Genomic DNA, 14,756 nt, shown 5'->3' with positions numbered 1-14,756 from the left:
CGAATGCCTGATACTCCAACAGCTCTTCTTGATAATCGTCCATTCTCGGCTCCTTACATTGAGGTGGGTGACTGCTTAGTGACCCGCATCACCAGCCTAAAGTGCCTTCATGACGGAAAAATGTATGCGTCAAGATGTGTAACCGCACTTAAGGATTAAACGTAGCAACGTCTTGAGAATTTATGCAGGAGCCGGCTTACCAGCTCCTGCAGGGATTATGGGGTTGGCAGTGGCGGGATGGCTTCGGTCGGAGCCGGCAAGGTGGGCGTGGTGTCCACGGGGACGGCCGGTTGCTCTGGCGCAATCGGCGCTGCATCGGCTGGCGGTGCCAACGGCTGCGAAACCTCGGGCTCGACTAGCGGTGCAATCGGCGCAACCGGCTCGGCCGCCTTCGGCTCCGGCACGCCCAATTCGGCCTTGGGTGCTTCAGGCACCGGTGCCGCTGGTTTCTCCTGCGGCAGGAACACGTCCACCAACGCAAAGTAGCGGTCATAGAACTTCGGCGATGTAACCGTCTCGCTGGCCACCTTGACCATGGAATCATCGGTGGAACCAATCGGCATCGATACCGAGCCGAGCACGCCGACCCCGAGACTGGCGGAGTTGTTGACCTTCTTCAGCGCATAGCGATCCTGCAGGGCGTTGGCAAACATGGTCGCATGATGCTCACCGCTGCCATCTTCGGCACAGACCACATTGAAACTGATCTGCAGATGGGTCTCACCGGTCTGCTGGAAACTCTTGTTACCGCTCACCAGCTTGGGGTCGCTGCTGGTGATGATATAGCCCTGGCTGAGCAACGCCCGGCGTGCCGCTTCGCAGGCCGCGACATCGCTGACCGGGTAATTGCGTGAAAACGTACCGGAGTCGTCGAAATTCTCATGTTCGTAGATAGCGGTCTTGGGCGACGAGCAGCCCGTGGCGCCTGCCAGCACCAGCGCAAGCGCAAGGCCACGCAAGTGAAATGAAGTCGACATTGATGATCCTGAGGAAAACGGTCAGGGCGGTATTGTGCAACAGATCATGTGGTCTGCGCGCGGATTCCTGTGGGTAAAACGCCAGTGGCAGACGTGACGCCTGGCGTAGGAAAAAGCCTGGCACTCATATGATCGATAAACACCCGCAGTTTGGCCGAGGCATGCCGACTTGACGGCCATAGCATCCAGAAGCTGCCGTGGTGCTCCAGGTAATCGTCCAGTACCCGTTGCAGGCGGCCCTGTTCCACGGATTCACGAACCATGAAGTCCGGCAGGCAGGCGATCCCCAGGCCTTCATGCACCACATGGTTCAACGACTCGATGGTGCTGCTGACCAGCGGCGCGCGCAACACCGGCTCGGGCTCACCCGGCAGAAGGCGCAATGGCCAGGCTTCCAGCTTGCCCGTGGCGCAGAATTTGTGGCGCAGGCAGGCGTGGCGATTCAAATCCGTAGGACAAACCGGTGTGCCATGTAGGGCGAAGTACTGTGGCGATCCCACCAACACCAACCGATAGTGCCCCAGCAGTCGGGCCGTCAGCCGCGAATCCTCGGGCTTGCCGGTGCGCACCACGGCATCGAATCCCTCTTCGATCACATCCACCATGCGGTCGGAAAAATCCACGTCCAACTCGATATCCGGATAAGCCCGCATGAACTCGGTCAGCACCGGCATCAACAAGCCCCTGACCTGGGGCAAGCTGATCCGCAATTTGCCACGGGGGATGGCCGTCGCTTCGATCAATTCCTGCTCCGCCGCGTCCACCTCAGCCAGGATCCGCCGCGATCGTTCGAGGAACAGTGCGCCCTCGGCAGTCAGGGTGATACTGCGGGTGCTGCGATGAAACAGGCGCACACCCAGGCGTTGCTCCATACGCGCAATACTTTTGCCGACGGCCGATGAAGACACCCCCAACACGCGACCGGCCTGGGTAAAGCTGCGAGTTTCCGCGACCTGCACAAACACCGAAATACTGCCCAGGCTGTCCATAGTCCCTTCCTGCTGATTACGGACATAAATATCCGATAAGTTCGGAACCTTAGCCTATTTTTCCCAACGCTTCAGCCCCCTACTCTGCCCCCAATGCCCTGATGCCTTGAATACGGAGCCGAGCCACATGAACGACAGCAGTACAACCCAATGCCTTTCCAGCCCCCACGAACGCCTGCCCATGATGGGTTTGCTGGCGCTGGCCACCGCCGGTTTCATCACCATACTCACCGAAGCGATGCCCGCCGGCCTGCTGCCCCAGATGAGCGCCGGCCTGGGGGTTAGCGAGGCGCTGGTCGGCCAACTCGTGACGCTGTATGCCCTTGGTTCGTTGCTGGCCGCCATCCCCTTGACCATCGCCACCCGTGGCTGGCGGCGCCGGCCCTTGCTGCTGATCGCCATTGGCGGCTTTGCGCTGGCCAACAGTGTCACGGCGCTTTCCAGTGTCTATTGGCTGACCCTGGTTGCGCGCTTGCTGGCCGGAGTCTTTGCGGGCTTGCTCTGGGCGCTGCTGGCGGGATATGCCAGCCGCATGGTGGCACCACACCTGCAAGGCCGGGCGATTGCCGTGGCGATGCTTGGTGCCCCCCTGGCGCTGTCCCTCGGGGTGCCGGCCGGGACCTTTCTCGGCACGACGGTAGGCTGGCGCTTGAGCTTTGCGATCATGACCGGGCTGACCGTGGTGCTGTTGGCGTGGGTACGCTGGCAGGTGCCCGATTTTGCCGGGCAAGGGGCGCAACAGCGTCTGGGCTTACGCCAGGTCCTGCGCTTGCCGGGGGTGCGTCCGGTGCTGTGGGTGACCTTTACCTACGTGCTGGCGCATAACATTCTGTACACCTACATCGCGCCGTTCCTGGTGCCCGCCGGGATCGCCGCTGACATTGACCAGGTGCTGCTGGTGTTTGGCCTGGCCGCACTGATGGGGATCTGGATCGTCGGCCTGTTGATTGATCGCCTGCTGGCGGCCTTGCTGGTGATCAGTTGCGCGCTGTTTGCGGCTGCGGCGTTGGCCTTGGGCCTCTGGACCGCGTCTACCGAAGTCGTCTACCTGTCAGTGGCCATCTGGGGCCTGGCATTTGGCGGCTTGCCTGCCTTGCTGCAAACCGCACTGGCCAAGTCGGCAGATGACTCGGCGGACGCTGCACAGTCGATGCTGGTAACGGTGTGGAACCTGGGGATTGCCGGCGGAGGGCTGCTAGGCGGCGTACTGCTTCAGGGATGGGGCGTGATGTCGTTTCCCTGGGTGGTCGCGGGCTTGGCCATGTTGGCGTTGATCGCAACCTTACAGACCCGAAGCGCCAAGCTTATGTAGGAGCGAGCTTGCTCGCGAAAGACGTTAACGATCACGGCGCTCTCAGGTTCTTCGCGAGCGAGCTCGCTCCTACATCAGCTTGGCGGGGCTGATGAGCAGGCAAAAAAAGACCCCGGCTTTCAGGCCGGGGTCTTTTTTTGAAGCGGTATCACACCATCAGAACCGCTTGATATCAGCCTTGGCTTCCAGTTCCTTGCGGAACGCAGCGAAGTCTTGCTGACCAACCCGCGAAGCGAGGAAGCGACGATACTGCTCCTTCTCTTCATCGGTCGGCGCAGCCCCTTCGTTGACGCTGTTCAAGCGTACGATCATCAAGCTGCCGTCAGGCAGGGTCACGTCGGCAAAGGTCGGTTTGTCCTTAGCCGCCGGCTTGGCCATGCGGAACAGAGCCTGCAGCACGGCAGGTTCAACGCCTTCCTGGCCACGGGTGGCTGCTTCAGTGACTTTCCAGGCCTGGCCATCAACCGGCTTATCCAATGGCAACTTGCCATCGCGCAGGCTGGCGATCAGTTCGTCAGCGTGAGTCTTCGCCGCAGCGCTTGCACGCTCCTTGGTCAACTGTGCACGGATGGCCGTTTCCACGCTTGCCAGTGGCAGTTGCTCAGGCTTGCGGTGCTCTTTGGCGCGCAGGACCACGATGGTTTCCGGATCCAGCTCGATAGCGGTGCTGTTGGCACCTTCATCCAGCACTTCAGGACTGAAAGCAGCCTGGATCACGGCACGGTTGGCCGCGATGCCTTCACCACCTTCACGGCCAAACGGCGCCGAGGTGTGTACGGTCAGCTTCAGGTCCGATGCCGGCTGGGCCAGATCGGAGGCTTCAAATGCCGCATCTTCCAGTTGCTTGGTCGCCTCGACGAAGCGTTGCTCCACTTGCTGGGTCTTCAGCTCGCGGGTCAGCTTGTCTTTCAAGCTGGCGAACGATGGCACTTCAGGTGCTTCAACGCCCAACAGCTTGATCAGGTGCCAGCCGAAGCTGGAACGTACCGGCGCCGAGACCTGGTCCTTGTTCAAGGCGTACAGGGCGGTTTCGAAGTCAGGATCGTAGACGCCAGGGCCTGCAAAACCCAGGTCGCCGCCATTGTTGGCCGAACCTGGATCCTGGGAGAACTCCTTGGCCAGGGCCTCGAAGCTTTCGCCCTTGGCCAGGCGCGCCTGGACTTCTTCGATCTTGGCCTTGGCTTGCGCCTCGGTCATCTTGTCGTTGACTTCGATCAGGATGTGCGCGGCACGACGCTGTTCAGCGAGGTTGGCGGTTTCTTTCTCGTACAGGGCCTGCAGCTCATCGTCCTTGACCGTTACCTGGTCAAAGAACGAAGCCTTCTTCAGCTCCAGGTAATCGATGACGACCTGGTCCGGGGTCATGAACTCCTTGGCGTGCTGGTCGTAGTAAGCCTTGACCTCGTCGTCGGTGAGTTTCACGGCAGCCGGGTCGGCCTTGACGCTGACGGTGGCGAAATCACGGGTCTGTTTTTCCAGACGCGCGAAGTTCAGCACTTCCTGGTCGGTAACAAAACCGCTGCCGGCAATGCCTGCGCGCAGTTGGCCGATGAGCATTTCCTGGGTCAGCATCTGACGGAACTGCATCCGGCTGTAGCCCAGTTGACGGATCACCTGGTCGAAGCGTTCAGCGCTGAACTTGCCGTCTTCCTGGAATTCCGGCGTCTGCAGGATCACTTGGTCCAGTGCAGCTTCCGAGAAGGAGAACTTCGAATCGGCCGCGCCTTGCAGCAGCAGCTTACGATCGATCAGGCCCTTGAGGGCCGCTTCGCGCAGCATTTTTTCATCCAGCAAGGACGCGTCAAAGTCCTTGCCCAATTGTTGCATCAGCTGCCGACGTTGCATGTCGACGGCCTGGCTCAGCTCGTTCTGACTGATTTCTTCACCATTGACCTTGGCCGCGTCCTGGCTGTTGGTCGTAGCCTGGAAAATGGCCTCGATACCGGTGAAGGCCATCAGTACAACGATGAGCCCGATAATGGTCTTGGCAATCCAGCCTTGTGAATTGTCCCTGATATTCTGCAGCATGCGTCCCCCAGAAACGGTTGAACTTCAAAATTAGGCAACCGTGGAGCGTGGGTAGAATCCGGATAGAAGAAAGGCGCATCCGAGGATGCGCCTTCTCGTAACTGGCGGAACGGACGGGTGTTGAACCCGCCCCCCGGCGTAGCGACCCAATGGATACTTGGGTCAGTTGCCGCTCCGCTGCCAGGCCAGACCTGCGTCCGGCCCGGATAGGCAAAGGCTTGAACGAAGCTTAGTTAACGGCTTCTTTCAGGGCTTTACCGGCTTTGAAACCTGGTTTCTTGGCAGCCGCGATTTGCAGTGCTTTGCCAGTCTGTGGGTTACGGCCAGTGCGAGCTGGACGATCGGCCACAGAGAAAGTACCGAAACCTACCAGTACCACGGAGTCGCCGGCCTTGAGAGCGCCAGTGACGGATTCGATTACTGCGTCCAGCGCACGGCCAGCAGCGGCTTTCGGGATATCAGCAGATGCGGCGATAGCATCAATCAGTTCCGACTTGTTCACTCTAAGTCCCCTTATATCTATTGAGTATGATTCTAAGTTTTTTGGTGAAAGCAAAAACCAGTGCTGAATGGCCTACAGACACTTAAGAGCCGCTTTATAACAAGGGCTCTAAAAATCTGTCAAGGAAGCCCCCAGGCTTAAACGTATTAATGCGTGCTAATTCTTTCCTTAGAGTCAGTCTCGCGCTTTTCGTCCTTCGCGACTATCTCGGGAGCCACATCCGGCAAGGGCTCCGGCGCGTATTGCAGCGCAATTTGCAGGACCTCGTCAATCCATTTAACCGGTTTAATCTGCAGATCCTGCTTAATGTTGTCAGGAATTTCCTTCAAATCGCGAACATTCTCTTCCGGAATGATCACGGTCTTGATACCACCGCGGTGTGCAGCAAGCAATTTCTCTTTCAAGCCACCGATGGCCAATACCTGACCACGCAGGGTAATTTCCCCGGTCATGGCCACATCAGCGCGTACCGGGATGCCGGTCAGGGCCGAGACCAGGGCCGTGCACATGCCTACGCCAGCGCTAGGGCCGTCTTTGGGTGTAGCCCCCTCAGGCATGTGGATGTGAGTGTCGTGCTTCTCGTGGAAGTCCAGGGGGATTCCCAGGCTACGGGCGCGACTGCGCACCACGGTCTGCGCGGCGGTGATGGACTCGACCATCACGTCACCCAAAGAACCGGTCTTGATCAATTGCCCTTTGCCAGGAATCACTGCGGCTTCGATAGTCAACAATTCGCCGCCTACCTGGGTCCACGCCAGGCCAGTCACCTGCCCTACCTGGTCCTGCTGCTCGGCCAAACCGTAGCGGAATTTACGCACACCCAGGTAATGCTCCAACGAGTCGGCCGTAGCCTTCACGGAGAAGCGTTTTTCCAGTGCATGTTCCTTGACCGCCTTGCGGCAAATTTTCGCAATCTGGCGCTCAAGCCCCCGCACACCGGCCTCGCGAGTGTAGTAGCGCACGATATCGCGGATCGCCTCGACATCGAATTCGATCTCGCCCTTCTTCAGGCCATTGGCCGAAATCTGCTTGGGCGCAAGGTATTTGACCGCGATATTGATCTTCTCGTCTTCGGTGTAACCCGGCAGACGAATCACCTCCATCCGGTCCAGCAAGGCTGGCGGAATGTTCATGGAGTTGGAGGTGCACAGGAACATTACGTCAGACAAGTCGTAATCGACTTCCAGGTAATGATCGTTGAAATTGTGGTTCTGCTCGGGGTCGAGTACTTCCAGCAGGGCCGATGCTGGATCGCCACGCATGTCGCTGCCCATTTTGTCGATTTCATCGAGCAGGAACAGCGGGTTGCGCACCCCGACTTTTGTCATCTTTTGAATCAATCTTCCCGGCATCGAACCGATGTAAGTCCGGCGATGACCGCGAATTTCCGCTTCGTCACGCACACCACCGAGGGCCATACGCACGAATTTACGGTTTGTCGCACTGGCGATCGACTCGGCCAACGAGGTTTTACCCACGCCAGGAGGACCCACCAGGCACAACACCGGGCCGCGAATCTTCTTCACCCGCTTCTGCACGGCGAGGTATTCGAGGATGCGCTCCTTGACCTCTTCAAGGCCGTAGTGATCGGCATCAAGGATGTCTTCGGCACGCGCCAGGTCCAGGCGTACCTTGGTCTGGGCTTTCCACGGTACCTGCACCAGCCAGTCGATGTAGGAACGAACCACGGTGGCTTCGGCCGACATCGGCGACATTTGCTTGAGCTTGTTCAGCTCGGCAGTGGCTTTGGTCAGGGCGTCTTTCGGCAGGCCAGCGGCGTCGATGCGCTTTTTCAGCTCTTCGATTTCGTTGTGGCCTTCCTCGCTATCGCCGAGTTCCTTCTGAATGGCCTTCATCTGCTCATTCAGGTAGTACTCGCGCTGGCTGCGCTCCATCTGTTTCTTCACGCGGCCACGAATGCGCTTCTCGACCTGCAACAGGTCAATCTCGGCATCCAGCAGGGCCAGGACGTGCTCGACCCGGGTCGACAGGTCGATGATTTCGAGGATGTCCTGCTTCTGCTCGATCTTCAGCGCCATGTGCGCGGCCATGGTGTCGACCAGGCGGCTTGGCTCATCGATGCTGTTGAGGGAGGACAGGACTTCAGCCGGGACTTTCTTACCCAGTTGCACGTATTGCTCGAACTGGGACAGCAGGCTACGCACAAAGACTTCGGATTCACGCTCAGGTGCATCGACTTCGTCGATCAATGCCACTTCCGCGCGCAGGTGGCCATCCACCTCCATGAAGCGCTCGACCGCCCCGCGCTGCTCACCTTCGACCAGCACCTTGACGGTGCCATCCGGCAGTTTGAGCAATTGCAGAACGGTTGCAATAGTACCGACACGATACAGGGCGTCTTCGCCAGGATCGTCGTCAGCCGGGTTTCTCTGGGCCAACAGCAGGATCTGCTTGTCGCCCGTCATCGCTGCCTCAAGGGCTTCGATAGACTTCTCGCGCCCCACGAACAGCGGGATAACCATGTGCGGATACACAACCACATCACGCAATGGCAGGAGAGGCAATTCAATGGTTGTCTTCATGATTTCGCCTCTATGACAGATGAAAGTAAGCTTGAAACCAAGATGGGGGCTATGTGTAAAAAAAACAAGCTCAATGCTGGCAGTTACACACAGTAAAAATTCTCATGAAAAACAAAGGGGCCCCTAGAGGCCCCTTGTTTGTACCGAAACTGCGCAACGCTTATGCGTCTGGCGCAGCCTTGGCAGCCGGCTCACTGTTTTCGTAGATATACAGTGGCTTGGACTTACCTTCTATAACGCTTTCGTCGATCACCACTTTACTCACCTCGGACTGCGAGGGGATTTCGTACATGGTGTCGAGCAGTACGCCTTCGAGAATCGAACGCAAACCGCGTGCACCGGTCTTGCGCTCCAGTGCCCGCTTGGCCACCGACTTGAGCGCGTCAGAACGGAACTCAAGGTCCACGCCTTCCATTTCGAACAGCTTGGCGTATTGCTTGGTCAGGGCGTTTTTCGGCTCGGTGAGGATCTGAATCAGAGCAGCCTCATCCAGCTCGTCCAACGTGGCCAGAACCGGCAGACGACCAACGAATTCCGGGATCAGACCGAACTTGACCAAATCGTCAGGCTCGACTTCACGCAGGGACTCGCCCACCTTCTTGCCTTCTTCCTTGCTGCGCACTTCTGCACTGAAACCAATGCCGCCCCGAGTGGAACGCTGCTGGATAACCTTTTCCAGACCGGAGAACGCGCCGCCACAGATAAACAGGATGTTGCGCGTATCAACCTGCAGGAACTCCTGCTGCGGGTGCTTGCGGCCGCCTTGGGGCGGTACGGAAGCGACCGTGCCTTCAATCAGCTTCAGCAGGGCTTGCTGCACGCCTTCACCGGAAACATCCCGAGTGATCGACGGGTTGTCGGACTTGCGCGAAATCTTGTCGATTTCATCGATATAGACAATACCCATCTGGGCTTTTTCTACGTCGTAGTCACACTTCTGCAGCAGTTTCTGAATGATGTTCTCGACATCCTCACCCACGTAGCCAGCCTCGGTGAGGGTGGTGGCGTCGGCGATGGTGAACGGAACGTTCAGCAGGCGAGCGAGGGTTTCTGCAAGCAGGGTCTTACCCGAGCCTGTAGGACCGATCAGCAAGATGTTGCTCTTGCCGAGTTCGACTTCGTCACCTTTCTTGTCACGCTGGTTCAAGCGCTTGTAGTGGTTGTACACCGCTACGGCCAGAACCTTCTTTGCACGCTCTTGACCAATCACGTATTGGTCAAGGATGCCGCTGATTTCTTTAGGCGAAGGCAATTTATGCGCGCTGCTTTCAGCCTGTGCCTCCTGCACCTCCTCACGGATGATGTCATTGCACAGGTCGACGCACTCGTCGCAGATAAAGACCGAGGGGCCGGCAATCAATTTGCGCACTTCATGCTGGCTTTTGCCACAGAAGGAGCAATAGAGCAGCTTGCCGTTGTCCTCGCCGTTGCGGGTGTCAGTCATTCGTTCGATCCAAATCCGATAGGCTTGCAACACAAGATGAAGGCTTATGCGGGCTTTTTCAAGCCCGCCTGTGGTCGGACATGCCGACCAGCCCTATTTTGAGCTGCTTATATTAAGCGGGGCGCTTGTCGATCACGGCGTCGATCAGCCCGTATTCACGCGCGGCCTCGGCACTCATGAAGTTGTCGCGGTTGGTATCGCGCTCGATTTCTTCCAGGGTGTGCCCGCTGTGCTTGGCCATCAGCGTGTTGAGACGCTCGCGGATAAACAGGATTTCCTTGGCGTGGATCTCGATGTCCGATGCCTGCCCCTGGAAACCGCCCAGTGGCTGGTGAATCATCACGCGCGAGTTGGGCAGGCAGAAACGCTTGCCTTCGGCACCGGCTGTCAGCAGGAATGCACCCATGCTGCAGGCCTGGCCAATGCACGTGGTGGATACATTCGGCTTGATGAACTGCATGGTGTCGTAGATCGACATGCCCGCCGTTACCGAACCGCCTGGGGAGTTGATGTAGAGATGGATGTCCTTGTCCGGGTTTTCCGCTTCAAGGAACAGCAGTTGCGCACAGATCAGGTTGGCCATGTAGTCCTCTACCGGACCAACCAGAAAGATCACTCGTTCCTTGAGCAGGCGCGAGTAGATGTCATAGGCGCGTTCGCCACGAGCAGATTGCTCGACAACCATCGGGACCAGGCCGCCTGCGGCCTGGATATCAGAGTTCTGCTGAATATACGAATTACGGAACATGCTCTGCAGTTACTCCCAAATAGTCATGTCTTGAATACGCATAAGCCAGCGCGAGGCTGGCTTATGGGTGTATTTTCAAACGAGTTGGACAATCAGTCGGCTTGTGCTGCTTCAGCCGGCTTGACTGCTTCTTCGTAAGAGACCGCTTTGTCGGTCACCTTAGCCTTCTGCAGAACAGTATCCACAACTTGTTCTTCCAGCACAACCGAACGGACTTCGTTCAGCTGCTGGTCATTCTTGTAGTACCAAGCCACGACCTGCTCAGGCTCCTGGTAGGCCGAGGCCATTTCCTGGATCATTTCGCGAACGCGGTCTTCGTCAGGCTTGAGGTCGAACTGCTTGACCACTTCAGCCACGATCAGGCCCAGCACGACACGGCGCTTGGCTTGCTCTTCGAACAGCTCGGCCGGCAGTTGGTCAGGCTTGATGTTGCCACCAAACTGCTGAACAGCTTGTACGCGCAGGCGATCCACTTCGTTGGACAGCAGAGCCTTAGGCACTTCGATCGGGTTGGCGGCCAGCAGACCATCCATAACCTGGTTCTTGACCTTGGACTTGATGGCCTGGCGCAGCTCACGCTCCATGTTCTTGCGAACTTCGGCGCGGAAACCTTCGATACCGGTTTCCTTGATACCGAACTGGGCGAAGAACTCTTCGTTCAGCTCTGGCAGCTTAGGCTCGGAAACGCTGTTGACCGTCACGGTGAACTCGGCAGCTTTGCCAGCCAGGTCCAGGTTTTGGTAGTCAGCAGGGAAAGTCAGGTTCAGGACACGCTCTTCGCCGGCTTTAGCGCCAACCAGGCCGTCTTCGAAACCCGGGATCATGCGGTTGGAACCCAGAACCAACTGGGTGCCCTTGGCCGAGCCGCCAGCGAATACTTCGCCGTCAACCTTGCCAACGAAATCGATGTTCAACTGGTCTTCGTTCTGGGCGGTGCGATCGGCCACTTCAAAACGGGTGTTCTGCTTGCGCAGGATTTCCAGCATGTTGTCCAGGTCGGCATCAGCCACTTCGGCGCTCAGGCGCTCGATTTCGATACCTTCGAAACCAGCCACTTCGAACTCTGGGAACACTTCGAATACGGCAACGTATTCCAGGTCCTTGCCAGCTTCCAGGGACTTAGGCTCGATGGAAGGCGAGCCAGCCGGGTTCAGCTTTTGCTCGACAACAGCTTCGTAGAAGGAAGCCTGGATCACGTCGCCTACGGCATCTTGACGCGCATCAGCACCAAAACGGCGCTTGATTTCGCTCATCGGCACTTTGCCTGGACGGAAACCAGCGATCTTGGCCTTCTGGGCAGTCTGCTGCAGACGCTTGTTGACCGCGGTCTCGATGCGCTCTGCCGGCACGGTGATGCTCATGCGGCGCTCGATAGCAGTAGTATTTTCAACAGAAACTTGCATGGATATTCCTCGTTGCACAGACGTTAGCCGGCCGTTTCCGACCCAAGAATGTCGGGTAGAGATGGGCCATTACTGGCCCACCTCCCCCTAAGAACCGTACGTGCGAGTTTCCCCGCATACGGCTCGGGCCTAATCAAAACCCCCGGTAAGGGGAGCCGGTTTGTTCACTGTCAATCCGCGAGCGTGTAGCCGCTGGTGACAAAGGGGGTGCAATAGTACCCGGTTATTTAGGGAGTCTCCACCGCCTTTTGTGCGGTACAGAATGTGGTGATCATGCCACCCCGTCTCCTTCGTAATCGGTAACTTACATATTGGACACAATCCTTTCTGACTCTGGAAAAGGCTCAAGATTTGCTTACGGTACGCCAGCCTTTTGAGCATCTGTTCCATACGCCTTTTCTCACCCATTTCCTCCATAGAAGGATCGAAGGGGTTGTACTCCCCACTCACCTTCTTGTGTCGTTCGATCGGAGTGCTCGCTAGCGAGTACAACTCGATCGTTCGCATCTCTCCCTTGTCATTCATCGTCGCGGTAGCAAACACCCCTTTGCGCCCCTTCATGGGTTTAAAGTATTTCGCTCCGATCCACTGGAGTGTTTTCTTAGGGTGTCGCCGTTTTGCCCAACGCCATAGAGCCAGAAAGATCATGTAATCCATGCGGCTATACGCTTTCTTGGCTACCACAGGCTGGTGATAGAACGCCCAGCCACGCAGTATCGGATTCAGCTGTCGGATCAGATCCTCCTGCCTTACCGTTTTGCTGGTACTGATGATCTCCCTTACCTTGCTATAGAACGCTTTCACGTTTTTCTTGCTTGGCTTGATCAGAAGCTTCCCATCGTACTTGCGGAAATTCCAACCTAGAAAGTCAAAGCCTTCCTTTATATGGACGACACGCGTCTTCTCGAGTGACAACTGCAGCCCCCGCACTGCTAGGAACTGCTCTACCCAAGGTCTGACTTCAGTTTCCAGCACCTCTCGCGAGGTTCCGGTTATCACAAAGTCATCCGCATAACGCACCACATTGATTTTCAGCTTCTTGGCCTTGGTCACACCCAGATGTTGCTTAAGTTGTGACTCCAGCCCATCCAGCACCAGATTCGCCAAGCTGGGCGAGACAATCCCGCCCTGTGGCGTACCGGCATCCGTTGCCTGTAGCTGGCCTTTATGAATCACGCCAGCTTTCAACCATTTTCGGAGAACCACCTTATCCGTTGGGACGCTGGTGATAAGCCAGTCATGATTGATATGGTCAAAGCAGCCTTTGATGTCCGCCTCCAAAACCCATTGGGCCGAAACCTTCTTGGATAGGCATACGAACAACTGCCCCATTGCATCCGCCGTAGATCGCTCGATCCTAAAGCCGTAGCTGTTTGGATCGCCGGTGGTTTCTGCAATGGGTGCCAGAGCAAGCAAATACAACGCCTGCATTGCCCTGTCCGTCATGGTCGGAATGCCCAGAGGGCGCTCCTTTCCATTTGACTTCGGAATAAACACACGCCGTAAAGGCCGTGGTTTATAACCGTGGCGCTTCAACCCATTTGCCGCCTTCCATTTGGCATCGGGTGTATCCCAGAGCACGCGGTCGACTCCCGCCGTGCGCTTACCCTGGTTTTCAGTGACTCGCCGTACGGCCAAGTATCTGGCCGAGCGTGAGCGGGTCAGCATCCGCTGCAAGGCTTTCACCCTGCGCCAGTTGCCTTCCCGACAAGCCTTCGCAATCCGTATCTGCATCGCCCGGACATTCCGCTGAACACGCCACCAATCGATGTCATGCCATTGTTGCGGAGCGCCGGAAGGCGCAGACACGGCCAATTGGCTATGTTCTAACATGCTGCCTTCCTCTCAAGTTGCCCCAAGCGAAAGACGCACACATCCCCTGACGGGAATGGACGCTCCCGCCAGGGTTGGATTAATAGAAGATCCGTTACAGCTGGATCTCTAGGTTTATTGAGACAGGTTCACTCAGAGTTCATGCGACGAAAGACCACGCAGAAGTCTGCCCGGTTTCCCGTGGAGCGATGTTCCAGCCCCTATCCGGGCCATTACAGCCCGGCTTTCGCTTTCTCTGCGATCCCATACCCGCACAGCCAACGGATCACCTTGCGGTTCACCTGCCCGAAGGCAGCCATACGGGCTTACCACGTTCCCTGCCTGTCACACGACTGGGTTAGAGTCTGCCTATTCGCCGGCGACCTTATGTGACGACGTGTTCCGACCCTTGACCAGAACAACCGGTCGCATCACCTTTTTGGTTAATGCCTATCAGCAGATTAGGCACCGTAATGCTGACGACGTTTATTAGCAGTTCACTTGTGTTACCCATACCAGCCAGCCTAGCGCCTCAACCCGGTACTGCTCCGAGCATCTGCGCTCCGCCTCACGGCGAAGACGCACCCATACGGGGGCTACATTGTTGGAAGAGCTTCACACCCCACCGTTACCAGTGACGCATGTCTTCCTAGGCTATCGTTGGTCGCACAACGAGTCCGCTGCCACTCCAAACAGGCAATGGTTGGACAATGACAGACAGAGCTTTCGCTCATGTCTCCGGTTTGATGTGAACAGGGACTGCCGAGGCAGCATGCTCAAAGAATTGTTACCTCCTGTTTCAAAAGCAGGAGGGAACCCCAGCGGGGATTCTCTCCCGCATGGGTTTAGCCCTGAATAGGGCTGATGTGTAGTAGGCACTCCAATACCGGAAATCCAGTACTGCGGTCGAGCCACCGAGCGCTAATCGACCTTGAGTTTGCCACCGCCGCTGCGGCAAGTCCTTGAAGGCATTGGACTTCTGGGAGGGTTTTGTTTCT

The 14,756-nt window shown here is 57.3% G+C and carries 10 protein-coding genes; 1 reads left to right on the top strand and 9 read right to left on the bottom strand.

What is annotated here, in order from left to right; translation table 11 throughout:
* Positions 1 to 215: 215 nt before the first annotated feature.
* Both KL786_RS15125 and KL786_RS15120 read right to left on the bottom strand, forming a co-directional pair.
* Positions 216 to 977 (bottom strand): DUF2242 domain-containing protein, encoded by a 762-nt coding sequence (locus KL786_RS15125; protein ID WP_215518126.1) that lies wholly within the window; start codon positions 975 to 977, stop codon positions 216 to 218.
* A gap of 44 nt (positions 978 to 1,021) precedes the next feature.
* Complete coding sequence (locus tag KL786_RS15120) at positions 1,022 to 1,966, bottom strand: LysR family transcriptional regulator (RefSeq protein ID WP_215518125.1); 945 nt, start codon at positions 1,964 to 1,966, stop codon at positions 1,022 to 1,024.
* A gap of 127 nt (positions 1,967 to 2,093) precedes the next feature.
* On the opposite strand from KL786_RS15120, the gene KL786_RS15115 reads away from it, so the two are divergent.
* On the top strand, positions 2,094 to 3,278 hold the full coding sequence (locus tag KL786_RS15115) for an MFS transporter (protein ID WP_215518124.1): 1,185 nt from the start codon (positions 2,094 to 2,096) through the stop codon (positions 3,276 to 3,278).
* 156 nt (positions 3,279 to 3,434) lie between these two features.
* Here the strand turns inward: KL786_RS15115 and KL786_RS15110 are convergent, their stop codons facing one another.
* From KL786_RS15110 to ltrA, 7 genes are all read right to left on the bottom strand, one after another.
* The gene (locus tag KL786_RS15110) at positions 3,435 to 5,306 is read right to left on the bottom strand and encodes a SurA N-terminal domain-containing protein (protein WP_215518123.1); all 1,872 of its coding nucleotides are present in this window, start codon (positions 5,304 to 5,306) and stop codon (positions 3,435 to 3,437) included.
* Positions 5,307 to 5,535: 229 nt separating this feature from the next.
* Positions 5,536 to 5,808: an HU family DNA-binding protein gene (locus KL786_RS15105; protein WP_215518122.1), complete on the bottom strand. Its 273-nt coding sequence runs from the start codon at positions 5,806 to 5,808 to the stop codon at positions 5,536 to 5,538.
* A gap of 146 nt (positions 5,809 to 5,954) precedes the next feature.
* Positions 5,955 to 8,351 carry an endopeptidase La gene (lon, locus tag KL786_RS15100; protein ID WP_032860280.1) on the bottom strand — a complete coding sequence of 799 codons (2,397 nt, stop codon included), beginning with the start codon at positions 8,349 to 8,351 and terminating at the stop codon, positions 5,955 to 5,957.
* A 160-nt stretch (positions 8,352 to 8,511) separates the two neighbouring features.
* Entirely contained in the window at positions 8,512 to 9,795 is a 1,284-nt protein-coding gene (gene clpX, locus KL786_RS15095) for an ATP-dependent Clp protease ATP-binding subunit ClpX (RefSeq protein WP_159936188.1), read from the bottom strand.
* A gap of 112 nt (positions 9,796 to 9,907) precedes the next feature.
* Positions 9,908 to 10,543 (bottom strand): ATP-dependent Clp endopeptidase proteolytic subunit ClpP, encoded by a 636-nt coding sequence (gene clpP / locus KL786_RS15090; RefSeq protein WP_029298421.1) that lies wholly within the window; start codon positions 10,541 to 10,543, stop codon positions 9,908 to 9,910.
* Positions 10,544 to 10,635: 92 nt separating this feature from the next.
* Positions 10,636 to 11,946 (bottom strand): trigger factor, encoded by a 1,311-nt coding sequence (tig, locus tag KL786_RS15085; protein WP_215518121.1) that lies wholly within the window; start codon positions 11,944 to 11,946, stop codon positions 10,636 to 10,638.
* Positions 11,947 to 12,075: 129 nt separating this feature from the next.
* Positions 12,076 to 13,779, bottom strand: coding sequence for a group II intron reverse transcriptase/maturase (ltrA, locus tag KL786_RS15080; protein ID WP_060765696.1), 1,704 nt, complete (start codon positions 13,777 to 13,779; stop codon positions 12,076 to 12,078).
* Between the last annotated feature and the right edge of the window lie 977 nt (positions 13,780 to 14,756).

The sequence above is a fragment of the Pseudomonas sp. TAE6080 genome, from assembly GCF_018732265.1.
Lineage (GTDB): Bacteria > Pseudomonadota > Gammaproteobacteria > Pseudomonadales > Pseudomonadaceae > Aquipseudomonas > Aquipseudomonas brenneri.
Note: the sequence above shows the minus strand (reverse complement) of the source record. Positions and strands in the feature narration are given on the sequence as shown.